General features: G+C 65.1%; 19 protein-coding genes. 7 read left to right on the top strand and 12 right to left on the bottom strand.

Features of this window, described 5'->3' with window-relative positions; all coding sequences use genetic code 11:
* Positions 1-4 precede the first annotated feature (4 nt).
* Entirely contained in the window at positions 5-1,177 is a 1,173-nt protein-coding gene (locus HCZ97_RS04075) for an amidohydrolase (RefSeq protein ID WP_167687405.1), read from the top strand.
* A 33-nt stretch (positions 1,178-1,210) separates the two neighbouring features.
* Here the strand turns inward: HCZ97_RS04075 and HCZ97_RS04080 are convergent, their stop codons facing one another.
* The 10 genes from HCZ97_RS04080 to HCZ97_RS04125 all read right to left on the bottom strand — a co-directional run bounded on the left by HCZ97_RS04080 (position 1,211) and on the right by HCZ97_RS04125 (position 13,043).
* On the bottom strand, positions 1,211-2,107 hold the full coding sequence (locus HCZ97_RS04080) for a nucleoside hydrolase (protein ID WP_167687406.1): 897 nt from the start codon (positions 2,105-2,107) through the stop codon (positions 1,211-1,213).
* Positions 2,104-3,438: an amidohydrolase family protein gene (locus tag HCZ97_RS04085; protein WP_167687407.1), complete on the bottom strand. Its 1,335-nt coding sequence runs from the start codon at positions 3,436-3,438 to the stop codon at positions 2,104-2,106. Before HCZ97_RS04085 ends, HCZ97_RS04080 begins: the two co-directional genes overlap by 4 nt.
* Positions 3,435-4,496 carry an ABC transporter ATP-binding protein gene (locus HCZ97_RS04090; protein WP_167687408.1) on the bottom strand — a complete coding sequence of 354 codons (1,062 nt, stop codon included), beginning with the start codon at positions 4,494-4,496 and terminating at the stop codon, positions 3,435-3,437. The genes HCZ97_RS04085 and HCZ97_RS04090 overlap by 4 nt, the downstream gene beginning before the upstream one ends.
* Positions 4,497-4,501: 5 nt before the next feature.
* A complete protein-coding gene (locus tag HCZ97_RS04095) occupies positions 4,502-5,290 on the bottom strand; it encodes an ABC transporter permease (protein ID WP_217701721.1) in 789 nt (262 codons plus the stop codon).
* Positions 5,290-6,129 carry an ABC transporter permease gene (locus HCZ97_RS04100; protein WP_368484316.1) on the bottom strand — a complete coding sequence of 280 codons (840 nt, stop codon included), beginning with the start codon at positions 6,127-6,129 and terminating at the stop codon, positions 5,290-5,292. Before HCZ97_RS04100 ends, HCZ97_RS04095 begins: the two co-directional genes overlap by 1 nt.
* A 156-nt stretch (positions 6,130-6,285) precedes the next feature.
* Positions 6,286-7,302 carry an ABC transporter substrate-binding protein gene (locus tag HCZ97_RS04105; protein ID WP_167687409.1) on the bottom strand — a complete coding sequence of 339 codons (1,017 nt, stop codon included), beginning with the start codon at positions 7,300-7,302 and terminating at the stop codon, positions 6,286-6,288.
* 239 nt (positions 7,303-7,541) lie between these two features.
* Positions 7,542-9,407, bottom strand: coding sequence for an adenine deaminase (locus HCZ97_RS04110; protein ID WP_167687410.1), 1,866 nt, complete (start codon positions 9,405-9,407; stop codon positions 7,542-7,544).
* Between the two features lie 128 nt (positions 9,408-9,535).
* A complete protein-coding gene (locus tag HCZ97_RS04115) occupies positions 9,536-10,075 on the bottom strand; it encodes an HdeD family acid-resistance protein (RefSeq protein ID WP_175581636.1) in 540 nt (179 codons plus the stop codon).
* A gap of 160 nt (positions 10,076-10,235) precedes the next feature.
* Complete coding sequence (locus HCZ97_RS04120; RefSeq protein ID WP_167687411.1) at positions 10,236-11,336, bottom strand: AI-2E family transporter; 1,101 nt, start codon at positions 11,334-11,336, stop codon at positions 10,236-10,238.
* Between the two features lie 144 nt (positions 11,337-11,480).
* Positions 11,481-13,043: a phospholipase D family protein gene (locus HCZ97_RS04125; RefSeq protein WP_167687412.1), complete on the bottom strand. Its 1,563-nt coding sequence runs from the start codon at positions 13,041-13,043 to the stop codon at positions 11,481-11,483.
* Positions 13,044-13,629: 586 nt separating this feature from the next.
* Between HCZ97_RS04125 and HCZ97_RS04130 the strand changes: the two genes are divergently transcribed.
* From HCZ97_RS04130 to HCZ97_RS04155, 6 genes are all read left to right on the top strand, one after another.
* Positions 13,630-14,523, top strand: a complete 894-nt coding sequence (locus tag HCZ97_RS04130) for a LysR family transcriptional regulator (protein WP_254871336.1) — start codon at positions 13,630-13,632, stop codon at positions 14,521-14,523.
* 111 nt (positions 14,524-14,634) lie between these two features.
* Positions 14,635-16,155: an alpha-N-arabinofuranosidase gene (locus tag HCZ97_RS04135; protein WP_167687414.1), complete on the top strand. Its 1,521-nt coding sequence runs from the start codon at positions 14,635-14,637 to the stop codon at positions 16,153-16,155.
* Between the two features lie 30 nt (positions 16,156-16,185).
* Positions 16,186-17,271, top strand: a complete 1,086-nt coding sequence (locus tag HCZ97_RS04140) for an ABC transporter ATP-binding protein (RefSeq protein ID WP_167687415.1) — start codon at positions 16,186-16,188, stop codon at positions 17,269-17,271.
* Between the two features lie 30 nt (positions 17,272-17,301).
* Entirely contained in the window at positions 17,302-18,579 is a 1,278-nt protein-coding gene (locus HCZ97_RS04145) for an extracellular solute-binding protein (RefSeq protein ID WP_167687416.1), read from the top strand.
* A gap of 71 nt (positions 18,580-18,650) precedes the next feature.
* Positions 18,651-19,538 (top strand): carbohydrate ABC transporter permease, encoded by an 888-nt coding sequence (locus tag HCZ97_RS04150; protein ID WP_167687417.1) that lies wholly within the window; start codon positions 18,651-18,653, stop codon positions 19,536-19,538.
* Positions 19,535-20,362, top strand: coding sequence for a carbohydrate ABC transporter permease (locus HCZ97_RS04155; protein WP_167687418.1), 828 nt, complete (start codon positions 19,535-19,537; stop codon positions 20,360-20,362). Before HCZ97_RS04150 ends, HCZ97_RS04155 begins: the two co-directional genes overlap by 4 nt.
* Positions 20,363-20,691: 329 nt before the next feature.
* Here HCZ97_RS04155 and HCZ97_RS04160 read toward each other — a convergent pair whose 3' ends face one another.
* Positions 20,692-22,194: an ABC transporter substrate-binding protein gene (locus HCZ97_RS04160; RefSeq protein WP_167687419.1), complete on the bottom strand. Its 1,503-nt coding sequence runs from the start codon at positions 22,192-22,194 to the stop codon at positions 20,692-20,694.
* 128 nt (positions 22,195-22,322) lie between these two features.
* The gene (locus tag HCZ97_RS04165) at positions 22,323-23,972 is read right to left on the bottom strand and encodes a glycoside hydrolase family 3 protein (protein WP_167687420.1); all 1,650 of its coding nucleotides are present in this window, start codon (positions 23,970-23,972) and stop codon (positions 22,323-22,325) included.
* Positions 23,973-23,996: the final 24 nt, after the last annotated feature.

Below are 23,996 nucleotides of genomic sequence, written 5' to 3' on the forward strand. Positions count from 1 at the left end.
GAACATGAAAGACGATAGCCTCATCGCGCCCGGAAAACTCGCCGATCTCACGCAGATGCGGCGCGATCTTCACGCGCATCCAGAGCTTGGCTTCGAAGAGCACCGCACCGCGGATATCGTCGCCGCGCGGCTTGAAGCGGCCGGGATCGAGGTGACGCGCGGTCTGGGCGGCACCGGCGTTGTCGGCACCCTGCGCAAGGGCGATGGCAACCGCGCGATCCTGCTGCGTGCGGACATGGATGCGCTGGCCATGACAGAGGCGACGGGGCTGGAGTATGCCTCAACTTCGCCGGGGCGGATGCATGCCTGCGGCCATGACGGCCATACCACCATGTTGCTTGGTGCCGCCGAAGAGCTGGCGGGGCGCGATTTCTCCGGCACGGTGCATTTCGTCTTCCAGCCCGCCGAAGAGGGGCGCGGGGGTGGCAAGGCCATGGTCGCGGACGGCTTCTTCGATCAGTTCCCGGTGGATGCGGCCTATGGGCTGCACAACATGCCAGGGCTTGAGCTGGGCGTGGTGGCCGCCGTCGAAGGCCCGCAGCTGGCTAGTTCGGACAGCTGGCAGGTCACCTTCCGCGGCGTGGGCTCTCACGGGGCGAAACCGCACCAGGGCCGGGACGCGGTGACGGCGGCGGGGGTCTTCCTGGCCCAAGTCCATGGCATCGTCGCGCGTGAGGTCGATCCGCTGGAACCAGCCGTGATCTCTGCCTGCGCGCTTGAGGCCGGGGATTTCAACGCCCTCAACGTGATCCCGGACGCGGTGCGCATCGGCGGCACCGCGCGGGCCTATTCGCTTTCCGTGCGCGACCAGCTGGAAGAGGCGATCGGCCGCCATGCGCGCGGCGTCGCCGCCGGCTACGGGATCGAGGTCGATTATGTCTTCACCCGCCGCATCGCCCCGGTGGTGAACGATCCTGTCCCCACCGCCCTGGCGCAGCGGGCCGCCACCCGCGCCCTTGGGACAGAGCACATGCGCTCGGCTTTCCCGCCCTCCACGGCGGGGGATGATTTCTCCGAATTCGGCACGCGGGTGCCCGGCGCCTATGTCTGGCTCGGCATGGGCGAGATGCGCGAGAACGGCCAGCATCACAACGTGAACTACGATTTCAACGATGCCTGCATCCCCCACGGCGTCGCCTGGTGGTGCGCCGTGGTGGAAGAGGAACTGGGCCGCTAGGCCCCTGGCTGGCTGACCCTCAAAGGCTGGCCCTCACAAGGCCAGCCCCCGGCGCAGCTCTGCGCGCAGGGCGGGGGCATCCAGCCCCATGACGACCCGGATCTCGCGCGGGCCGGGGTGCAGGCAGCCGCTGTGCGGACAGGCCTCGACAGAGCGCATGGTGACCCGGAACAGCTCCGGCCGGATGGCAAAGAGCGGCACGCAGGGATCATGCAGCGGGCGGCTTTCGCGCGCCGGCGCGTCAGGGGCGCCACTGGTGAAATAGGCCGCGATCAGATCCGCGCAGGTCACCGCGGCGGGCGTGCCCATGGCGCGCAGATCGGCCAGGTAATCGGGCCCCGCGCGCAACTGGCGCGTGGCATCCAGCGGGATGAAGGTCAGCGCCAGATCGGAGTCCAGCACCCGAACAAGCGCCTCCGGGTCATGGCCAAAGTTGAACTCCGCACCAGAGGCCATGTTGCCCGGCTCCTCCAGCGCGCCGCCCATGGCGATAACCCTGCGCAGGCGCATGGCGCTTTGCGGGAAGCGTTCCAGCAGCAGCGCCAGGTTTGTCAGCGGGCCCAGGCAAAACAGGTCGATGCTGCCCGGCTCCGCCCCGTCCAGGATCGCCGCCATGGCCGCGCAGGCATCGCGCGAGTCCACCTCGCGGGCAGGATCGGGCAGGACCACGCCGCCCAGCCCGTCGTCGCCATGAATGGCAAGCTCGGGCTGGTTCTCGCGGTCCAGCGGGGCGGCGGCGCCGGCATGCACCGGGGTCTCCACCCCGGCCAGCGTGGCGATGGAGCCGGCGTTGCGGGTGGTCACCTCCAGCCCGATATTGCCCGCCACGGTGGTCATGGCCGCGATCTGCAGATCCGGGTGGCGCAGGGCGTAAAGGATGGCGATGGCGTCGTCGATGCCGGGATCGGTGTCGATGATGGCGTGGATCATTCGGAAAGTGCCTTGCGGTCGATCTCCACGATCTTCGCCTTGAAACGGGACGCGACCTGCAGCGCATCCGCCAGCGCCTTCTCGGCATCCAGCCGCAGGCAGGTTCGGTCCGTCATCAGCCACTCTCCGGCGACCATGGTGGCCGTGACATCGGAAGGCAGCGTGGCGAAGGTAAGCATGGAGTAGATGTCGTAAATGGGATGCAGCCGGGGATCGGACAGCGAAATGCGGATCAGGTCCGCCTCCTTGCCCGGTTCCAGCGACCCGGTGCGATGGGACAGGCCCAGGGTGGCCGCGCCCTCGATGGTGGCCATGCGGATCACGTCCACGCAGGGCAGGGCCTTGCGCGTGCCAGAGGCGATCTTCTGGAACATGGTGGCCGGGGCGAACTGGCTGAACAGGTCCAGCGTATTGCCGGACATCGGCCCATCCGTGGCCAGCCCAACCGGGATGCCGCGAGCCCGCAGCGCGGTCACCGGCGCGATGCCGCGCCCCGCCTTGCCGTTGGAGCGCGCGTTGTGGCTGACCTTCACGCCGCGCTCGGCCATCAGGTCCATGTCGCTTTCGCTGGGGTACATGACATGGGCCGCGACCAGCTCCGGGCGCAGCAACCCGGCGCGATCGGTCAGCTCCACGGTAGAGGACCCCTGAGCCGCGGCCCAGTCCAGCTCTGCCGTGGTCTCTGCCAGGTGCATCTGGATCGGCACGCCCATATGCGCCTCTGACCACTCCGCCACGCGACCCATCAGGGCAACGCCGGTGGAATAGGGCGCATGGGGCGCGGGGGCGGCCATGATGCGGGGGTGATCGGCGTAGCGCTCGGCCAGGGCCTCGACCAGGGCAAAGCCCTCGTCCCAGCTGCCGTGATCGGGGGCGTCGAAATCCGCCAGCGTCTGGCCGATGACACCGCGCATCCCGGCCTGGTCCAGCACGGCGCCGATGCGATCCTCGAAATAATACATGTCCGCGACGCAGGTAACCCCGCCGCGGATCATCTCAAGGGCGGCCAGCCGTGCACCCACCTCTGTCACATCCGCTGTCACCAGCGCACGTTCCATCGGCAGGATGTAGCGGTAAAGACGGTCGTCTACGTCCTCGCCCAGGCCCCGGAACAGGGTCATGGGCATGTGGCAATGGGGGTTGACCATGCCCGGCATGATCAGGTCCCCGCCCATGTCCTCGACCGTCTCGGCCCGGGCCAGGTAGGCCTCGGGCACCGGATCCGCGCCAAGCGCGACGATCCCGGTGCCCTCCAGCGCAAGCCAGCCGCTCTCGATCTCCTGCAGCGCGTGATCCATGGTCAGGATCCGCGCATTGGTCAGAAGCTTCATGCGGTTTCCGCAGGCAGCAGGCAGCATTGCTCGGGCTGCGGCACCAGGTTCACGTGCAGCCCCGGTTCCAGCGGGTTGGTGAGCGGGCCATTGGCCTTGAGCTCGCCCGCGGGGGTCATGCATTGGTACTGGTAGGCACGGCCCAGGTAGGTGCGCAGGCCCAGGGTGGCCGGGATGCCCCAGTCGGTGGTCGAAACTTCAAGCCCCTCGGGCCGCGTGGCCAGGACGAAATCCTGTGCCGGCACGGTGAACTTGTCCTTGGGGAAGTCCAGCGTGGCGCCGCCCTCCATCTCCGCACGCACGGCATCGCCCGCTTCGGAAATGACACGCATGGGGATCATGTTCTCGAAGCCAACGAAATCGGCGACAAAGGCGTTCGCGGGGCGCGAATACAGCACCTCCGGCGTGTCCAGCTGCATGATGCGGCCCGCGTTCATGATTGCCACGCGGTCAGAGATCGAAAACGCCTCTTCCTGGTCGTGGGTGACGTAAAGCGCGGTGGTGCCATTGGCCTGCTGCAGGCGGCGGATCTCCACCCGCATGTCGACGCGCAGCTTGGCATCCAGGTTGGACAGCGGTTCATCGAACATCAGCAGCGGCGGCTCAATCACCAGCGCACGGGCCAGGGCGACCCGCTGGCGCTGACCGCCCGACAGGTTGGCCGGGTAGCGATCCGCCAGGTGGCCCAGGCCGACGCGCTCGATCATGTCATCGGCGCGCTTGTGGCGCTCTGCCGTGCCCATGCCGCGCTGCTTCAGCCCGAAGGCCACGTTGTCGCGCACGCTCAGGTGCGGGAACAGCGCATAGGTCTGGAACACCAGCCCGATGTCGCGCGAATGGGCGGGCAGGCGGGTCAGGTCCCGGTCGCCCAGCATGATGGTGCCCGCGGTGGGCTCCAGGAAGCCGGCGACAAGGCGCAGGGTGGTGGTCTTGCCACAGCCCGACGCGCCTAGAAGCGAGACAAGCTCGCCTTCGCCGACATGCAGGGAAAGGTCCTCAAGCACCTTGGTGGTGCCGTAGTGGGCCGTGATGGCATCGAGGGAAAGGGAAACTGTCATGGGCTCTATTTCGTCAGGAAGGTCAGGCCAAGGGTCCGTTCCACGATCGCCATGACCCCGACGGTCACGAACATCAGCAGGACGGAAACAGAGGCGATTGTGGGATCGAAGAACTGCTCCATGTGGGCAAGCAGCTGGATCGGCAGGGTCGAGACGCCCGGACCGGTCAGGAAGATCGACACCGAGACATCGTTGAGAGAGGTGATGAAGGCCAGGATGAAACCGGCGATGATGCCCGCTTTGACGTTGGGCAGCACGATGGTGAAGAAGGCCTTCCAGCGCGGGCAGCCAAGGGAAACGGCGGCGTCCTCGATGGAGAAGTCGAAGGCATTGAGGGAGGCCCCGACAACCCGCACGCAATAGGGCAGCACCAGCAGCGCGTGGCCCAGCAGCAGGGAGGTCATGATCGGAAGCCCGGCGCCGATGGCGACGGATTTCATCAGCGAGAAGCCCAGCACGATCTCAGGGATCAGGATGGGCAGCACGTAGACATTGCCCAGGAACTTGGGCAGCTCGACCCGGTAGCGGGCCAGCGCATAGGCCGCCGGAACCCCGATCATCATGGAGATCGCGGTGCCGCCGACCGCCAGCGCGAAGGAGGTCATGATCGTGCGGCGGAAGGCCGAGATCTCGAAGATGTTCTGGTACCAGTGCAGCGTCAGCCCTTCCGGCGGGAAGGTCAGGAAGGCCGTGTCCGACAGCGAGGTGCCGATGATGATCACCAGCGGACCGACCAGGAACAGGAAGGTCAGGACCGCGAAGGCGACAAGAAGGGGATGGGTACGGGTGTTCATCAGCCAGCCACCGGGTTCAGTTTACGTGCCACGCGGGACATCAGGAGGACGGTGGTCAGCGTCACGACCACCATGATCGCCGCCACGGTAGAGGCCGCGACCCAGTCGAAGCGCACCATGGCGTTCTGGTAAAGGAAGGTGCCCATCATCATCTGGCGCTCACCGCCCAGCAGCTGCGGCGTGGCATAGGATGTGAAGGAGCCGGTGAAGACCAGCACGGAGCCCACGATCAGCCCCGGCACCGCCATCGGCAGCACCACCTCGCGGAAGGCCGCCGCGGGCTTGGCGCCCAGCGATGCGGCCGCGTCGGTCATATCCTGCGGGATGCCTTCCAGCACGCCCACCAGGGTCAGGATCATCAGCGGCACGAAGAGGTAGACCATGGCCACGATCACCGACCCTTCGGTGTAAAGCATCGACAGCGGCTCCGTGATCACGCCGATCCAGAGCAGGAAATCGTTCAGGATGCCGTTCTTGCCCAGGATGATGAGCCAGGCAAAGCTGCGCACCACCACGCCGGTCAGCAGCGGGAAGACCGCGGCGATGATCAGCAGGCTCTTCAGCCGGCCGGGCGTCTTGGCGACCACCCAGGCGGTCAGGAACCCGATGATGACGGAAATCACGGTGGTGATCACCGCCACTTCCATGGTGCGCCAAAGCACGCGCATCCGCAGCCGGGAATCAAAGTAGGCAGCATAGGTGGCAAAGGGGCCTTCCGGATCGCCGAAGGTCGTGGCGAGGGTGGAAAACACCGGTAACAGCAGGAAGCAGGTCACCAGCAAAATGGCCGGGGCGGATAAGGCCCAGGCGCGCAGGCGGGGGGAGGATCTGAAAGGCACCACGATGTTCCGGTGTTTAGGTCAGTTAAAGCAGGCGCTGCGCCGAATGGCTTTCGGCGCAGGCTGAGGCGCAGGGACCTGCGCAGGACGGTCGCGGAAAACTCCGCGTCTCTGCGGGCCGGTGCGGGGCGATCCCGCGCGGCCCGCAAAGGGCACTCACATGCCGAAGATCTCGTTCCACATGTCGATCCAGTCGGACTTGTGGGCGTTCATCTTGGCGTAATCCATGGTGTTCAGCTCATCGATCGCCTCTTCGCCATAGGTCCACATGGCGGCCTGTTCCGGCGTCAGGTCGACGTTCATGTTGATCGGCGCGTCCACACCCTGTTCCGCGTTCTTCTGCTGCACTTCGTCGGAGAGGACGAAGTTGATGAACTCGTAGGCCAGGTCGACGTTCTCTGCACCCTTGGGGATGTTGAGCGTGTTGAGCACGGCGATGTCGCCGTCTTCAAGATCGGCCCAGGTCATGGTCGGCACGGCTTCACGCAGCGAGCGCAGGGTGAAATCCTGCGTCATCGTGATCTGGGCTTCGCCGGTCGACACAAGGTTCACCATTTCGGAGCCGGTGTTGTAGTTCTTGACCACGTGGGGCTTCAGGGCTTCGATCAGCTCGAAGGCGGGGGCATCATCCTCGTAGGCGTCCGTGCCTGCGACCATGCCGGCCTGCACGACAACCATCGGGCCCGCCGTGGTGGTGATGCCGGGAAGAGAGATCTTGCCGTCGGTCTCGCCGCCCAGGAAATCCGCCCAGGAGGTGATCGGCTCCACCGTAGCGCTGTCGTAGACCACGCCGATGCGGCCCACGGTATAGGCCGGGCCGAAGCCGCCCTGCGGGTCACGGGCAACCGGGTAGATGTTCTCGATGTTCGGCGCCTTGGAGGCATCGAATTCCTGGAACACGCCCTTTTCGATGCCGATCTGGCTGTAGGCATCGGTCAGGAAGATGACGTCGACGCCCTTGCCACCGCGGGCCTGCAGCTTGCCCAGGCGGTCGGCGTTGTTGCCGGTCTCGAAGACCACGTCGCAGCCGCACATTTCCTTGAAGGGTTCGATGATATTGGCGTCCAGCTTGTCGCCGTTATAGCCCCACCAGGAGACGGTCAGCGTTTCGGACTGGGCCGCGGCCGCAGAAGCCACAAGCGCAAGGACGGAAAGAGTACCAAGTTTTTTCATGGGGTATTCCCTGTTGTCTACGGGCAGGCGGATAGGCTCCGCCCGCGATTTATGTGACGCGTGAACTATTCCGTCGGGGCACCGGAAGGCAAATAGCCACGGGCCTGGTGACGGACTTTTCCAGCTTCATTCCTGCAAGAGCGCCTTTTCAACCGGCAGGAAGCGGCGCGGGTCGTGGTCATTTGTGTGCATATGACTCTAACCCGCGTCGGATTTTCTGGCTGCGTCCGGCCGCCAGCTTACCAGACAACCGGGTGAGTCGCGCCATTCGTGACATTCACCAGCCCCTGGGGTGCGTGCTCGGAGGGGGCCACCAGGACCCATTGCCAGGGCGAACAGGTCAGCGTGGCCCAGGCCAGGCGCTCCGGGAAGCCGGGCTGCCAGCGCGGGTTGAAGCTGGGCTCGTAGAGCCATTCGATCCCTTCGGCGGCACGGTAAAGCGCCTGCATCTCCGCATCCACGGCCTCGGCGGGGCGGGCGGTCATCAGGCCGGCGATTTCCCAGCCGACGGTGGCCAGCACCTTGCCCTGGGACACCAGCGCCCAGCCGCCTTGCATCTCGGCCACGGTATTGGCCGCCAGCGCCATGGCGGCATCAGAGGATCCGCAGGCCCAGAGGTTATGCTTGTCATGCGCCATCGAGCAGGCCAGCGCCGTGTCGGGCGTGGCCGGGCCACAGCCCAGCCAGAACATCTTCGACACGGCCCCCTCGCCAGAGAAGCGGTCGATGATGGCGAACTTGGTGATGTTGCGCGCGCTGTCGCGCTGCACCGCGCCATCCACCACGGGCAGATCGGCGGTCAGGAACTCCGGCGCCCAGTGGAAGGGGCGCAACAGGGCGGCGGTCATCGCCGCGCGCCCCGGTTCGGCGGCAATGCGGAAGTCCTCGGCCTTTAGCTGGCGTCCCACGTTCACCGTCTTGCGCGCCCAGTCGGGCCAGTCGATACGCGGCACCTCCGCCAGGTAGCGCGTGCCCTCGGACACCTTCTGCCCATCCGCCCAGACCTCCGCGATGGAGAAGGCCTCCACATCATCCAGCAGCACGATATCGGCGTAGCGGCCCGGGGCGATCAGCCCCTGCCAGGCCTCCAGCCGCATGTGGCGGGCGGGGTTGATGGTGGCGCATTGCACGGCGATTTCCGGGGCCAGCCCGGCCTCGATTGCCATGCGGACGTTGTGATCCGTCGCGCCGGTCTTGAAGGTATCGGTGGCAGAGCGGTCATCGGTGGCAAAGGCCACCCGCGACCAGTCCCGCAGGCCCAGTTGCAGCAGGCCCTGCACCATTTCTTTCAAGGAATGGATGCGCAGCTCGATGAACAGCCCGGCAGAGAGCTTGTTCATGGCTTCCTTTGCGGTCCACATCTCGTGATCAGAGCTGATGCCGGCGGCCGCAAAGGCATTGATCGTGGGCAGGTCGGTCAGCCCGGCGGCATGGCCCTCCACCACGGCGCGGGCCTCCAGCGTGGCGGTGATCATGCCCCAGAGACGGGCGTGGGACGGGTTCTCGGGATCGGAGACTCCGGGCCAGTCCATGACCTCGTCCAGGCCCGCGACCATGCGGCTTTCCTTCAGGAAGTCGCGCTGCGCCTCGTAACCCAGCCAGCCGCCGCCATGCTCATAGGCGGTGGGTGGTACGGCAGAGCCGGGCAGGGGGTAGATCTTCAGCGGCGACCCGGCGCGGCGGGCGGCCAGCCAGAAATCCAGCGTCCGGTCGGCATCCACGTTGGAAAACTCGTGGCTGGCCTCGCAGGTCCAGGTATTGCCGCGCGGCAGGACCAGCGCGGCCTCGTATTCCGGTGTCAGGTGAGAGCTTTCGATATGCTTGTGCACTTCGCCCAGGCCCGGAACCGCGTGCAGGTCGGGCAGGTCGATCACCTCTGCGGCCGTGCCGGGCCAGCTGCCCACGGGGCCGACATAGGCGATGCGCGCCCCCGAGATCACCACTTCCTGGCCCTCGCGCCAAAGCCCCGTGCCCGCATCCAGCAGGCGTCCGGGGCGCAGGATCCGATCCGCCGGCGCCTTGCCAAGGGAGACCTGCAGCAGCGCCTGGCGAATGGCGGCTTCGGCTTTCGGGTCAAGATCGGTATCGGGGGGAAGCGGGGTCATCTGGGGGTCCGGCGTCATGGAAGGTGCCCCCGCCTAGCCCAGTGACGGACGGGCGGCAAGGGATCCGCCCCGCCGCCCGTTCTTGCGTTTTTGCGCGCTCAACCGGTGGTGGCGCGGCCCGGTCGGGCCTAGGCCTCGTGCGGGGCGTTCTTCAGCAGCATCCCCAGGGCCACCAGCGACGCCCCGGTCGAGATCAGCTCGACCGACAGCAGGATGCCCAGGGTGACGGCGGCAGAGGCCGGGAAGTTGGTGAAGATCATCACCGCCAGCACGATGGAGATCACGCCACTGATCAGCATCATGAAGCGGAACTGCTGGTTGCGGGCGGTCAGCGCATAGATGATCTTGGAAATGCCGCTGGCCGTGAACATGATCGCCGCGACGAAGGTCAGGGTGATGATCCCTTCCAGCGGGTTATAAAGCAGCGAGCCCCCCAGCCAGAGGTACAGCACCGTCAGCACCACGGCCCAGAGGCGCTCCCGCCAGCCCTCGGCGCGGAAGATGGTGATCAGCTTCAGCACGCCCAGCAGCAGGAAGATCCAGGCCACCATCTGCTGCGCGGTCACCGTGGCCGCGAAGGGATTGAGCAGGGCGACGATGCCCCCGATGATGCCGATCACCCCCAGGATGACCCACCATGTCCAGTTCACGCCAGTCGTCTCGGCCATGCCGCACCCCCGATGCTTGCGGGAATGACGATATGAAATTCCCTATCTCCCTGAGGTTGCGCCTGAATTCTAACCAAGTCAATCTGGGCGGGCAGGGGCGTGGGAAATATCTCCCTCCTGTTACATTCACCCCGGCAGACCCCATGCAGACCGCCCCGGCTCAGCCCCGGGCCACGGGCTCGGCGGGCACTGGCTCGGCCGGCACGGGCAGCTCGTCATCCACGCGTTCGGCCAGCAGCAGCGCCAGCCAGCGCGTGGAGTCAAAGCTCGACAGGATGATCGTCAGGATGGAGGTCAGCGGCACCGCGAGGATCGCCCCCGGGATCCCCCAAAGCGCTGTCCAGCTGGCCAGCGCCAGCAGCACCACGAAGGGCGACAGGTTCAGCTGCCGCCCGATAAGGCGCGGCTCGATGATATTGCCCAGCACGAACTGGGCCGAACTCAGCGATACCGCCAGCCCCAGGGTCACGGGGAGCGAGCCGAACTGCGCCAGCGACAGCGCCACCGGGAAGAAGACCCCCAGGTAGGAGCCGACATAGGGGATGTAGTTCAGCATTCCGATCACCACCGCCCAGAACAGCGCGAAATCGACCCCGAACAGCACCAGGATCACGTAAGAGGTCGTGCCCAGGATCAGGTTGATCAGCGTCTTGAAGGCCAGGTAGCGGCTGATCTTGACGTTGATGTCCGCCAGCACACGCGACACCCGCTGGTGCTGGGCACGGTCCTTCAGGGCCGCGGCCAGGCGGCGCTGGAAAGACGCGCGCTCGGCCATCAGGAAAGCGGCATAGATCGAGATCAGCAGGATGATCGCGCCCAGGTTGGTAAAGCCCCCCAGGATCGCCAGGAAGAGCGCGCGCAGATCGATCCGGCCCACGGTCTGCTCTCGGATCTCGTCCCAAAGCTCCTGTTCGTCGAAATGGTAATGGACCGCCGCCTCGTCGGCCATGGCGCGCAGGTTCTCCTGGTAGCGCGGCGCGACGGCGATGATCTCCTGCACGGTGGCAGAGACGATGATGCCCAGGGCCACGATGATCAGGATCAGCCCCACCAGCAGGAACAGCCGCACGATCTGCTCTGGCACCCAGGACACCAGCGGCAAGCGGCGCAATTGCGCGGCGGTGGATTCCAGCAGGTAGATCAGGATGATCGCCGTCACGATGGGCAGCAGCAGGGCCTGCCCGATATACAGCATCGTTCCGATCCCCAGAACCAGCAGCAGGGACAGCACCAGCGTCTGCAGGGAGTTTTCCTTTGTCACGCGGTCTTGCTCCGTCTCATCTTGCTCCGTCTCATGTCATGATCCTCCTGGCCGGCCCGCAGCGCTCAGGCCGCGCGCTTCACTTATGGCGGCTGGCCCGGGCCGGGCACAGTGGGCAACCGGCTCACTTTTGGGTGAACGGGGCTACAATTGCCCGCCGATCGGCACCAGCCCCAGGAACCAGGTCGACATGGCGCGCCAGAGGCTGTCATGCGGCTCGTTGCGGTAAAGATACCAGGTGTTCGGATCGGACCGGTCCAGCCATTCGATCTGCCCATCCTCGTCCAGCGCCAGTTCGAAGGCCGCGCCGGGCAGGTAGGCCTCGAACCCGTCGGCCAGGCGCGTCGCCAGCAGGGGGGATTCGATCATTACCCCCATCTCGGAATTGATCACGGCAGAGCGCGGATCCCAGTTGAACGACCCGATGAAGACGCGCTCGCGGTCGATCACATAGGCCTTGGCATGCAGGCTGGATTGCGACAGCCCCAGCCCGAAGCGTTCGCGCGCCGCCTGGTGGCCCTTCTTCGGCTTCAGCTCCCAAAGATCGACGCCCGCTTCCAGAAGCTCATCGCGCGAATGGGCGTAATGCCCGTGGACAGAGGGCACATCGGTGGCCTCCATCGAATTGGTCAGGATGGTCACGTCCACGCCGCGCGCTTCCATATCGGTGAACAGCTGGGTGCCCGCCTTGCGCGGCACGAAATAGGCAGAGGCCAGGTGCAGCGATGTCTCTGCCGCCCGCAGGTAGGGCAGCATGGCCCCCGACAGCGTGTCGTCGAAATCCAGCGCGCCGGCGGCCTTCTCGGGCGGATCGGCATAGACCGTGCCCGGGGCCCAGACCAGCTTGACCTGGCCCTTCTGCAGGGCGCTGGCCAGGCTGGTTTCCAGCGCCGCGCCATAGGGGGTGTCGCGGGCCTCTTCGACCAGGGCGGCCAGCCGGCTGCGGGCCTCTGCCACGCCAAAGGCCGCCGGGTCCTCACCCACAAGCACGGTGGCCGGGATCGCATGGGGACTGTTCCAGTAGCCGTCGAAACTGGTCGACACCTGTTGCGCCACCGGCCCGGCGGCCAGCACGTCCAGGTCGTCATAGTTGGAATCGTCCCGGGCCGAGAAATACTCATCCCCGATGTTGCGCCCGCCAAGGATGGTCACCTGGTTGTCGAAGGTCGTCGACTTGTTGTGCATCCGCCGGTTGATGCGCTTGAACTCCAGCAGCGCGCCCACCGCCTTGGACCGGTCCCGGCGGAAGGGGTTGAACAGGCGGATCTCGATATTGGGATGGGCGTCCAGCGCGCGCATCATGTCATCATATTGCCGGGTATCCATGTCATCCAGTAGCAGACGCACGCGCACCCCGCGATCCGCCGCCTTCAGCAGCGCCTGGGCGAACAGGTGGCCAGAGATATCGTCATGCAGCAGGTAGTATTGCGCATCGATGGTTTCGGTTGCCATGCTCGACAGGGCCAGCCGGAAGGCCAGCGCCTCCACCCCGTCCGGCAGGATGCGGAATCCCGAGCGCCCGTCGCCGGGATTGCCCAGCGCGCGGCTGGCGCGGCCCAGCCGGGTTGACCCGGTATCGACCGCCGCGAAGGACACGCTTTTCTCGATCGTCTCGGGCAGGGGGCTGCAGGCAGTGAGTGCCCCCAGGGTCAGGGTGCCCAACAGGGCTATCCGGCGCAGCGCCTTGGACGGGATCGGGAAGGGCATTGGAACACCTCGGCCTGTTGCATGGGGCGCGCCCCTGTGCGGGGCTGTTGCTGTCAGGACCTCGGGACGCCGCGCGGGCGGGCGGCGACAGGGCCCTTTGTCGCCATATTGACCTGACCCGCGCCGGATCGCCAGAGCGGAGTACAACCGCCGCGTTGTCCCTTGCTGTCCCTGTTCACCCCTTGGGCGTGCGGGGCGGGGCTTTTCCCTGCCGCGCTGTGCATCTGCGCAGGTTAGCATACCCTTGGCCCACCGCGCGCTGCGCACCGACGTTATACCGACGTGATACCGACACGAAACAGACGTGCCACCGACGCGGTTTTCGCCCCGATTTCCCCCGTGCAAATTTGCACATCGACGGCTGCGGAACGTCGAACTCCGGAACGGGTTCAGCCGCCATCCGAGGGCGCGATCCAAGCTGCTACACCCGTCTTGCGTGCAGAGCACCTGACGGCGCCGCGGGCCGACGCGGTTGCCCGAAGCCCCCGGACGGCCTATTCCCGGAAGGGCCGGCCAGGCTGGCATAAGCATTTCAACCCAGCAGGTTACCGTGGATCTTTATCTTCGTTCTCTCAGGCCGGTTCAGTTGCGCCTGCTCACGGCCATCGCCCGGCATGGCAAGCTGCGCCTGGCCGCGGATGCCTGTGGCATGACCACGCCCGCGGCCTCCCGCATGCTGGCCGACATGGAAGCCCAGCTTGAAACCGAGCTTTTCGAGCGCAAACCAAAGGGCATGGTGCCTACCCCCGCCGGAGAGGTCCTCGCCCGGCACGCCCGAAAACTGGTCCACGACGTCGACAAGATGGCCGAAGAGTTCGCGGCCCAGCTGGACGGGCAGGGTGGCTCGGTCCGGGTCGGGGCCGTGACGGGCGGCGCGCTGGCCATCCTGATCCCCGCGCTTCTGGACCTCAAGCGGGTCGCGCCCAAGGTCGATGTCTCGCTCGATGTGTCTTCGTCCTCTCAGCTCATGCTCGGTCTTGAGCGGGGCCAATACGACTTCACGCTCAGCCGCGTGGGCTCGCACGATTATTCCCGTGATTTCGACATCTTGCCGGCCAAGACCGAATCCATCCTGCTCATGGTGCGCCGCAGCCATCCGCTGGCAGACGCCGGTCCGGTGTCCCTGGCCGATCTGCAAGACGCCCTGTGGACCATGCAGGACCGCGGCGCGCCGATCCGCCATGCCCTGGAAATCGCCTTCCACGAAGAAGGGATCGATCTGCCGCAGAGCATGATCAAGACCGCCTCCGTGGTGGCGATCATGGCGCTGCTGCGGGATTCGGATGTCATCGCGGTCATCACGCAGGAGGTCGCTGACCTGCTGCTGTCGCCGCCCTATTGCGCCGATCTGACCCTGCTTGAAACCGTCCGCCCCATCGCGATCGAGCCCTATTACGTACTCTGCCCAAGGGACCGCCTGATCTCTCCGGCTGCCGCACGGCTGCTGGATCTGGTGAAGGGACGCATCTCCGGGGCCTAACTCCCGACGGCGTTACCAATTCTGTCAACGCGAGAGGAGAAGAAGTAAATTTCTGTTAACTCATCCGCTGCGTAGGGTCTGTGCAATCAGGATTTGTATCGGGGAGGGGCTATGAAGAGCCGCGCAACAATTCATCGGGACTACAAGATCGCCAGGATTGATGATCGTCTCTATTCCGCCTTCATCGAACACATGGGGCGCGCGATCTACGGCGGGATCTATGAACCTGACCACCCGACGGCGAATGAACTCGGCTTCCGCAAGGACGTGCTGGAGCTGGTCCGCGGCCTGAAGATCCCCGCGATCCGCTACCCGGGGGGCAATTTCGTCTCGGCCTATAAGTGGGAAGACGGCATCGGTCCGCAAGAGGATCGTCCCGTGCGCCTCGACCTTGCCTGGCGCTCGAAGGAGACCAACCAGGTCGGCATCAATGAATTCGCCAAGTGGGCCAAGGACGCGGATATCGAGATGATGCTGGCCGTAAACCTGGGCACCCGTGGCATCGAAGAGGCGCGCAACTTCGTCGAGTATTGCAACCACCCCTCCGGCACCTACTGGAGCGACCTGCGCCGCACCCATGGCGTTGCCGACCCCTACGGCGTGAAAATGTGGTGCCTTGGCAACGAGATGGACGGCCCCTGGCAGATCGGCCACATGGAGGCCAAGGAATACGGCCGCCTTGCGGACGAGACCTCCAAGGCCGTGAAGGCCTTCGGCGGCGGGATCGAGACGGTGGTCTGCGGGTCCTCCAACGACCAGATGCCGACCTACCCGGACTGGGAACGCCAGGTGCTGGAAGAGTGCTACGAGAACGTCGACTACATCTCGCTGCACAAGTACTTCGGCAATTCCAGCCACAACACGTTGAACTACTTTGCGAAAATCGAGGAGACGGGCCGCTACATCCAGTCCATTGCCGGTGTCATCGACTACGTGAAAGCCAAGAAGCGCGCCAGGAACGATGTCTTCATCTGTTTCGATGAATGGAACGTCTGGTATCACAACCGCGAGCAGGACAGCAAAAACTGGCATTCCTGGGACTGGCCAGAGGCGCCCGCGCTGCTGGAAGAGGATTACAACCTCGAGGATGCGATCTTCGTCGGTGGGCTGCTGAACGAATTCATCCGCCGCTCCGACCGGGTCAAGATCGCCTGCATCGCGCAGCTGGTAAACGTCATCGCGCCGATCCGCACCAGGACGGGGGGTCCGGCCTGGGCGACGACGATCTACTACCCCTACCAGTTCGCCAGCCTCTATGGCCGGGGCACGGCCCTGAACGTGGCCGTGGACGGGCCGCGCTACGACGCCGAGGCGGCTCAGGATGTGAACTACCTCGACGTGGCCGCGGTGCTTGCGCCCGACGGCGGCTCCGTTACCGTCTTCGCGATCAACCGGGCGCTGGATGAGGCCATGGACCTTGATATGGCGCTGCACGGCTTCACGAACCTGAAGCTGATCGACCACCAGGTGATGGGCGGCGACAGCAAGGATGCGCGCGTGGCCAACACCTGTGAGGATCCGGACCGGATCAAGCCGCGACAGGGAGAGGCACTGGGCGTGGTGGACGGGGCGCTGAAGGGCACCCTGCCGGCCTTCTCCTACAGTGTCATCCGCCTGTCGGTCGGCGCGTGAGACGGGCGTGAGGACACAAGAGGAAGACCAATGAGCGACACCGGAGTTCAACTGAAGGACGTCAAGAAAAGCTTCAGCGTCGTGGACGTCATTCGCGGCGTCGACATGGAGATCAAGCGCGGACAATTCGCGGTCTTTGTGGGGCCTTCGGGCTGTGGCAAGTCCACCCTACTGCGCATGATCGCGGGGCTGGAGGACACCAGCGCCGGCAAGATCCTGATCGGGGACCGCGATGTGACGGACGTCGACCCGGCTGACCGGGGCGTCGCCATGGTCTTCCAATCTTACGCGCTTTATCCGCACCTGTCGGTCTTCGAGAACATGGCCTTCAGCCTGCGCCTGGCCAAGCGGCCCAAGGCCGAGGTGAAGGAAAAGGTTCACGAGGCCGCGCAGGTCCTGCAACTGACCGAACAGCTGGACAAGAAGCCCGCGCAACTCTCTGGCGGGCAGCGCCAGCGGGTTGCCATCGGCCGCGCCATCGTGCGCGCGCCCGAGGTCTTCCTGTTCGACGAACCGCTCTCCAACCTCGACGCCGAACTGCGCGTACAGATGCGGCTGGAACTGGCTCGCCTGCACCTGAAGCTGGGCGCGACGATGATCTACGTCACCCACGACCAGGTCGAGGCCATGACGCTGGCCGACGTGATCTTCGTGCTGCAGGGCGGCTACGTGCAGCAATCCGGCGCGCCGCTCGATCTTTACGAGGACCCGAGCAACCGTTTCGTCGCGGGGTTCATCGGCTCTCCGTCAATGAACTTCTTCAACGCGACGGTCGTGGCCCGGGCCGATGGCCGCCTGACGGCGCGCCTCGACGGCCAGCCGGACCAGAGCTTCGACATCGCCATGACCACCGCGCTGGAGCCGGGCACACCTGTCACCCTTGGCATCCGCCCCGAGCACCTGGTGGTGAGCGAGGGCGAGGGCATGCGCGTCACGGTCGACGTGGCCGAGGAACTGGGAGGCGTGTCCTATCAGCATGGCACGCTTGAGGGCGGCGAAGCGGTGATCTTCCAACAGATCGGCGCGCGCCACGGCATGCACGGCACCGTGCAGACCATCCTGCCGCAGACCGACCGCATTTTCGTGTTCTCCCGGGAGGGGGATCGCATTCGCTGAGCTGACTGACACCTTGGAGGAGGAAAGAAGATGAAGAAATCACTGGGCAAACTGGCGATGACAACGGCGCTGGTCATGGGGCTCGGCAGCCCGGCATGGGCGGACGTCGAAATCGAATGGTGGGATTTCCTGGCCGGCGGTGACGGCGTCCGGATGAAGGCGCTGATCGACCAGTTCAACGAGGAACACCCCGACATCACCATCGAGGGCACCACCCTGGAATGGGGTCTGCCCTTCTACACCAAGGTCCGCACCGCGGTCGCCGTGGGCCAGGGCCCCGACATCATGACCTATCACCTGTCGCGCCTGCCGCTGGCGCTGGAAGAAGGCGTGCTGTCGCCGATCACGGCCGCGGATCTGGAAACGGCCGGGATCTCCACCGACGACTTCTTCCCGGCCACCATCACCGCCGCCTCGACCGACGACGGCGAGCTGATGGCCGTGCCCTTCGATATCCATGCCATCGTCGCCTATTACAACCGCAGCGCGCTGGAAGGCACCGACTGGCTGGACGCGGATGGCAATCTGACCGGCCTTACCTCGGTTGAGGACATGACCGCGCTGCTGACCTGGGCCAAGGAAGAGGGCTTCTCGGATCCGCTCAGCTTCCAGTCCGAAGGCGGCGGCGGCACCTGGCGGATGTTCTACACACTGCTGCGCCAACAGGGCGGCGAGATGCTAACCGATGGCGAGGTGCTGGCAGGCGACAACATGGACAAGGCCGTGACCGCTATCCAGACGCTGGCCGACTGGCGTTCTGCCGGGCTGATCCCCGAGCAGGCCTCCTACGAGGCTTCGGTCGCGCTGTTCTCCGGCAAGAAGTCCGTCATGCACATCAACGGCGTCTGGGAGGTCCCGACCTTCAAGGATGCCGCCGAGAACGAGGCCCTGGGCTTTGACTGGTTCGCCAATGAAGTGCCCCAGCTGATGGACCAGCCCGCAACCTGGGCCGACAGCCACGCCTTCGCCATTCCCAACGATCCGGAGATGAGCCAGGAAAAACGCGACGCGGTCCTGACCGTTATCGGCTGGATGGAGAAACACTCCCTTGCATGGGCCGGCGCGGGCCATATCCCGGCCTACAAGCCGACCGTGGAAAGCGCCGACTACGCAGCGCTGGAACCGAACGCGACCTATGCCTCTCTGGCGGATAACGCCGCCTTTGATCCGCGCTCCAAGATCGCCGGCGTCGCCTCGCCGATCTATGACGCGGTGGACAACCTGATCGCCCCGGCGATGCATGGTTTCCTGAGCCCGGAGGATGCAGCCGAACAGATGAAGGAACAGCTGCAGGCACTGCTGGACTGATCTGGCCGGTGTTATGCCGGGGGCGCCCACCGTGCCCCCGGCTTTTCTGACGAATGCGAAGGGAGGTCGCCATGTCCACTGCCAAACGCCGCCGTCGAGAGTTACGGAATGCGGCCCTCATGGTCGGCCCCTTCGTTCTCATCTTGCTCATTTTCTTCCTCTACCCGACCTACAAGGTCATCGCGCTCAGCTTCACCGACGCGCCGCTGATCGGAGAGGGCGAATGGATCGGCCTGGCGAACTACGCCAAGCTGTTGAACGACAAGCTGTTCTACACCTCGATCTGGAACAACTTCTACTTCGTGCTGCTGACGGTGATCCCGACCACGGTGATCGCGCTTTTGATCGCCCTTGCGGTCAGCAAGCTGAAGGGCCGGATGCAGGCGCTGATCCTGACGCTGTTCTTCCTGCCCTACGTCCTGCCGGTGTCGGTGGTCACGTTGATCTGGGCCTGGATGCTGGATTTCCAGTTCGGGATCCTGCAACCCCTGATCGAAGCCGTCACCGGCAAGTCGGTGCCCGTGTTCAAGAACCCCCATTGGGTCATGCCGATGATCGCGGTGGTGACGATCTGGTGGACCAACGGGTTCAACGTGCTGCTGATGATCGCCGGGTTGCGCAACATCCCCACGGACCTTTACGAGGCCGCCGCCCTTGATGGCGCAACCGCCTGGCAGCGCTTCTGGCGCGTGACCTGGCCCTTGCTATGGCCAGTCACGGCGCTGGTGTTGACGCTGCAGCTGATCCTGCAACTGAAGCTGTTCGACCAGGTCTACCTGCTGTCGAAAGGCGGGCCCTTCAACTCTTCCTACGTGGTGCTGATGCAGATGTACCGAGAGGCCTTCCAGTTGAACAACGGCGGCTATGCCTCGGCCATCGCGATGGTGCTGTTCCTCATCATCGTCATCGTCTCGGTCCTGCAATTCCAGCTTCTGCGCATCGGAGGGCGCCGCAAATGACCGCGAAACAGGCCCGCAACATCGCCTTCTCCGCCCTCGTGCTGATCGCCGCCGCGATCTGGATCTTCCCGCTCTACTGGGCGCTGACGACATCGCTGCGCAGCGAGAACCGCGTGGTGTCCGAAGGTGCCGGCGTGCTGATGGACGAGTTGAACGTCTCGGCCTACATCGACGTGCTGTCCAATTCCAAGCTGCCGATGTGGTACCTGAACTCGGTCGGCACCTCGCTGATCATCACGGTGATCGTGCTGATCACGGGCATGATGTGCGCCTACGCGCTGTCGCAGCTGCGCTTTCCGGGGCGCAAGGCGCTGTACCTGATCGTGGTCGGCAGCTTCATGGTACCGGTGCCGGCGCTTTACGTGGCGCAATTCGTGCTGATGAGCGACCTTGGCCTGATCAACACATGGTGGGGTATCATCCTGCCGCAGCTGATCGTTCCGGTCGTGGTCATCGTCTACAAGCAGTTCTTCGACGCCATCCCGAAAGAGATGCGCGAGGCCGTGCTGCTGGACGGGGGTGGGGAATTCACGCTGCTGTTCAAGCTTTACCTGCCGCTGAACTGGGGCATCACCGCCGCACTGGCGATCATCACCTTCATTTCTGCCTGGAACAACTTCTTCTGGCCCTTCCTGGTGGTGACGAGCGAAAGCATGATGACCATTCCGGTGGGGATCACGCAGGTGAACGACAGCTTCGGCGTCTTCTATGCCCGCATGATGGCCCTGGCGCTGCTGGCTGCCGCCCCTGTGATCATCGGCTACCTGATCTTCCAGAAGCGCGTGACGGAGGCTGTGATGATCTCTGCCGGTGTGAAGGGGTAAGGTGGCGCAAACCCTGCGCTGCCATCTCTGGCCAGGGTTGGCCAAAACCTAAGCGGGAGAAACCGCGCCTATTGCGCTCTGAACAAGAGCGCAGAAGCGAGTCGCGACAGATCCGAGCTTGTCGCCTAATTCTCCATCAGTGACCGAACTGTTGCGCCATGACTCCCTCGTCACTCGTACGCAGAGTGGCGTGTGTCTGATCCGCGAGCAGCCACGCGGAGAATGCGAGGGGTTGGGCCGAGGGGGAGGACCGATCACAGACTTTCCCAAAAGAGAAACGGAGGGCCATTTCTGGCCCTCCGCGTCAGGATCGAGATGCTTGCCTCAGCTCATTGCTGCGGGCGGTAGTCCCAGAGCCAAGGCACGACGTTCAGCGACGGCATGGTCACCTCGACGTCGCCGTTGGTCATGTAGACACTGTCGTAGGAATACCAGGGCGCGAACCAGGCGTTGTCGACCAGGTATTCGGTGATGGCGTGGAAGGGCGCATCGTCATCCAGGGGCGCGTATTGCGCGGCCTCGATCAGCGCAGTCAGCTCCTCGGTCTCGCTTTTGCGGGTGTTCCAGGCGGCGTCAGGCGCGATGAACTTCTGCACGTCGCCCCAGGCCGTCTCAGAGCCAAGCCGGAAGAGGAACATCGGATACTTGCCGGACAGCAGGTCGGAGATGGTCGTCGCGGGCGATACTTTCTGCCACTCGACGGTGATGCCAATCTCTTGCAGCTGCTGTGCGAGGATCGGGTTGTACGAGGTCATCGAGGCCAGTTCGGGCATCTGGATGGTGATGCCGTCGCCATAGCCGGCCTCTTCGATCAGGGCGCGGGCCGCATCCGGATCGTAGGGATAGCGGTCCTTCAGGTCATCCACGTGCAGGCGGTTCGGGGCGACATTCGGCTGATCGGACAGCGTGCCGAAACCCTTGTCAACGAATTCCAGGATCGAGGGTGCGTCGACGGCCATGTTGATGGCCTGGCGCACGCGCACATCCCCAAGAGCCGGCACCATCTCGCCCGCGCGGTCGGCGATGAAGATGGAGAACATGTCGATGGAGCGGTTGGACACATCCAAACGCGAGGCCTCGGCCTCTGCCGCGGCGCGCGGATCGCCCGGTGCCGCGTCGATCTGGCCGGAGCGCAGGGCGTTCAGTCGCGCGCTGAGGTCAGCCATCGGCGTGATCGAGACGTTCTCGAACGGGAAGGCCTCGGGGTTCCAGTAATCGGGGTTGCGGCGGTAAACATATTGCCGGCCCTGAACCGAGGCGTCCTGGTCATAGATGTAGGGCCCGGAGCCGACGGGGATCGCCTTGGCCTCTTCGGTGCCCAGGGTCGCGGGCGCGGCAAGCACGCCGCCAACGGTGCCCAGCGAATAGAGGATCGCCGGGTTCGGCTCAGACAGGTGGATCACCAGCTCTGTGGCCGAGGGCGTGTCGATCGAGGAAATGCCTTCGATGCCCCAGCGGTTCTGGCCGTTGCTGTTGAGCAGGAATTCGATGTTTGCCTTGGCGGCCTCGGCATCCACCGGGCTTCCATCGGTGAAGGTCAGTCCTTCGCGCAGGGTCAGCGTCAGGGTCTGGCCATCCTCGGCCAGCTCGTAGCTTTCGGCGACATTCGGGTGAATTTCCCCTTCGCTGTCGACACGCAAAAGGGTGTCGAAGACAGGCTGCCAATACGTCGCCCAGTGCGAGGTGCGCAGCATGGAGCGGTCAAAGGTCTGGTTGTCGCGGAACGCGCCGATGGCGAGGGTCTCGGGGCTATTGGAGATTTCCGCTGCGGCGGGCAGAGCAAGCGCCGCCGAAACGCAGAGGGCCGCCGAAGCGACAGTGGTCTTGAGCATAGGATCCTCCCTTTGCCCGGCACACTATCCGTGCCGGATGGTCATGTATTTGGTAGATCGGCGAGGTATCTATCAGAAGTGCAAATATACCTTGCGGTGATACGCCGTCGTTATACCTGCGCGCCCCTTTACAGGCGCGCCTCCGGTCTGCCCTCGAAGGGGTCCACCGGGCTGCTCCCGGCGAAGGCGGCGCGACCCATCAGCGCTTCAAGCACGGCGCGCTGCATCTGATCGTGGGTCGAATAAGCGTTGATGTAGGCGGGCACCCTGGGGGCATCGTAAAGGTAGTAGGGATAGCCGAAGGAGATCATCACCGTCGGCATCCGCTGCCAGGGGCGCGACATGGCGGTCTTGAAGTGACCGTGCAGGGCGCGCCAGTCCAGGAAAATCCGCCCCCGGGTCAACAGCGTTTCCTCTCCGAAGAGATAAAGGACGAGATCCTGGCCCTCGGTCTGCAAGGGCGTGCCGTAGGGGGCCGTGGTCACGTCGAAGCCTTCGGCTTTCAGCATGTTGGGGAGCAGGAAGGGAATGGTGGCATTGTTCATCGGCTCGACGATGCCCGGGGTGACGACCAGGATGCGGCGGTGCCGCGCAGGGTCCAGCGGCAGGGTGCCGGGGTTATCCTTGACCAGCGTCGGCGCGGCGGCAAAGGCGCGGGCCGCGAGCTCGGTGCTGGGGTCCGGCATCGCCGGGGTGGGCTGCTTGCGGTGCAGGCCAATAGAGGCCTTCAGCCCCAGGACCCGCGTCACCGCATCCTCGAACCGCGAGGTCGGAATAGTGCCGTCCGCTGCGGCGCGGGCCACGGCCGCGATTTCTGCCGCCGGATCCGACGAGAACAGCACCATGTCGCAGCCCCCGGCGATGATCTGCACCTTGGCGTCCGGTCCCTCGATGACAGAGGACAGTCCGGCCATCTCGGAAGCATCGGAAACGATCAGCCCATTGAAGCCCAAGTGCTCGCGCAACAGGCCGATGTTCAGCGCATGAGAAATCGTCGCGGGCTTGTAGAGTTCTTCGGGGTCGGACTCCCCCTGGGCGGCGACCCAGGCCGGGAAGGCGATATGAGCGGACATCACCGCACGGGCTCCGGAGGCGATGGCGGCACGGTAAAGTGCGCCGTGAGTGGCGTCCCATTCATCCATCGTCAGCGGGTTCACGGTGGTTACCAGGTGTTGGTCACGGTCGTCGTGTCCCTCGCCGGGCCAGTGCTTGACGGTGGCGGCAAGGCCAGCGGTTTCGAAGGCCTCGAGCTGAGCCAGTGCATGGCGCTGGATCCGCGCGGGGTCCGATCCGTAGCCGCGTGTGGCCACGATGGCGCTGCGCGGGGCGGCGTTGATGTCGAGGACGGGCGTGAAGGACCAGTTGACGCCGATCGAGAGGGCCTCCTTGGCCATGGTGGCGCTGATGTCGCGGGTCAACGCCTCGTCGTCGGCCGCCGCAAGCGCCAGCGGGTTCGGCACGGGCGTGCCGAAAGGCAGGCTCATGCGCGACCCTTCCAGATCGGCAGATACCAGAAGAGGCACCTCGGCACCGTTCTGAAACCCGGCCAGGGCTGCGCGCTCGGCTCCGCCATCGGAGGTGAAGAAGCGGGTCAGGCCGCCTGGCTGCAACGCGGCGATCTCCGCCAGGGCGGCTGCATCTATGGGCCCGCGCGAGTTCAGGTTGAACAATTGTGCCGCGCGCTGGTCGTGGCTGAGGCGGGCAAAGGTCGACGCCACCCAGTCAAGCGCCTGGGCGTCCAGGTTGAAGGGCGGGCGGGCAAGGTGGGACAGGTCCATGGGGCGGTCACGGTCTTTGGACAG

Origin of the sequence: Pseudooceanicola sp. HF7, from assembly GCF_011806405.1 — a bacterium.
Classification (GTDB): Bacteria; Pseudomonadota; Alphaproteobacteria; order Rhodobacterales; family Rhodobacteraceae; genus Pseudooceanicola.

What these genes read in the sequence shown, in the direction of transcription:
- HCZ97_RS04075 (WP_167687405.1), top strand. Translation starts at nt 5, where the DNA reads ATGAAAGACGATAGCCTCATCGCGCCCGGAAAACTCGCCGATCTCACG.
- HCZ97_RS04080 (WP_167687406.1), bottom strand. Translation starts at nt 2,107, where the DNA reads ATGATCCACGCCATCATCGACACCGATCCCGGCATCGACGACGCCATC.
- HCZ97_RS04085 (WP_167687407.1), bottom strand. Translation starts at nt 3,438, where the DNA reads ATGAAGCTTCTGACCAATGCGCGGATCCTGACCATGGATCACGCGCTG.
- HCZ97_RS04090 (WP_167687408.1), bottom strand. Translation starts at nt 4,496, where the DNA reads ATGACAGTTTCCCTTTCCCTCGATGCCATCACGGCCCACTACGGCACC.
- HCZ97_RS04095 (WP_217701721.1), bottom strand. Translation starts at nt 5,290, where the DNA reads ATGAACACCCGTACCCATCCCCTTCTTGTCGCCTTCGCGGTCCTGACC.
- HCZ97_RS04105 (WP_167687409.1), bottom strand. Translation starts at nt 7,302, where the DNA reads ATGAAAAAACTTGGTACTCTTTCCGTCCTTGCGCTTGTGGCTTCTGCG.
- HCZ97_RS04110 (WP_167687410.1), bottom strand. Translation starts at nt 9,407, where the DNA reads ATGACCCCGCTTCCCCCCGATACCGATCTTGACCCGAAAGCCGAAGCC.
- HCZ97_RS04115 (WP_175581636.1), bottom strand. Translation starts at nt 10,075, where the DNA reads ATGGCCGAGACGACTGGCGTGAACTGGACATGGTGGGTCATCCTGGGG.
- HCZ97_RS04125 (WP_167687412.1), bottom strand. Translation starts at nt 13,043, where the DNA reads ATGCCCTTCCCGATCCCGTCCAAGGCGCTGCGCCGGATAGCCCTGTTG.
- HCZ97_RS04135 (WP_167687414.1), top strand. Translation starts at nt 14,635, where the DNA reads ATGAAGAGCCGCGCAACAATTCATCGGGACTACAAGATCGCCAGGATT.
- HCZ97_RS04140 (WP_167687415.1), top strand. Translation starts at nt 16,186, where the DNA reads ATGAGCGACACCGGAGTTCAACTGAAGGACGTCAAGAAAAGCTTCAGC.
- HCZ97_RS04145 (WP_167687416.1), top strand. Translation starts at nt 17,302, where the DNA reads ATGAAGAAATCACTGGGCAAACTGGCGATGACAACGGCGCTGGTCATG.
- HCZ97_RS04150 (WP_167687417.1), top strand. Translation starts at nt 18,651, where the DNA reads ATGTCCACTGCCAAACGCCGCCGTCGAGAGTTACGGAATGCGGCCCTC.
- HCZ97_RS04155 (WP_167687418.1), top strand. Translation starts at nt 19,535, where the DNA reads ATGACCGCGAAACAGGCCCGCAACATCGCCTTCTCCGCCCTCGTGCTG.
- HCZ97_RS04160 (WP_167687419.1), bottom strand. Translation starts at nt 22,194, where the DNA reads ATGCTCAAGACCACTGTCGCTTCGGCGGCCCTCTGCGTTTCGGCGGCG.
- HCZ97_RS04165 (WP_167687420.1), bottom strand. Translation starts at nt 23,972, where the DNA reads ATGGACCTGTCCCACCTTGCCCGCCCGCCCTTCAACCTGGACGCCCAG.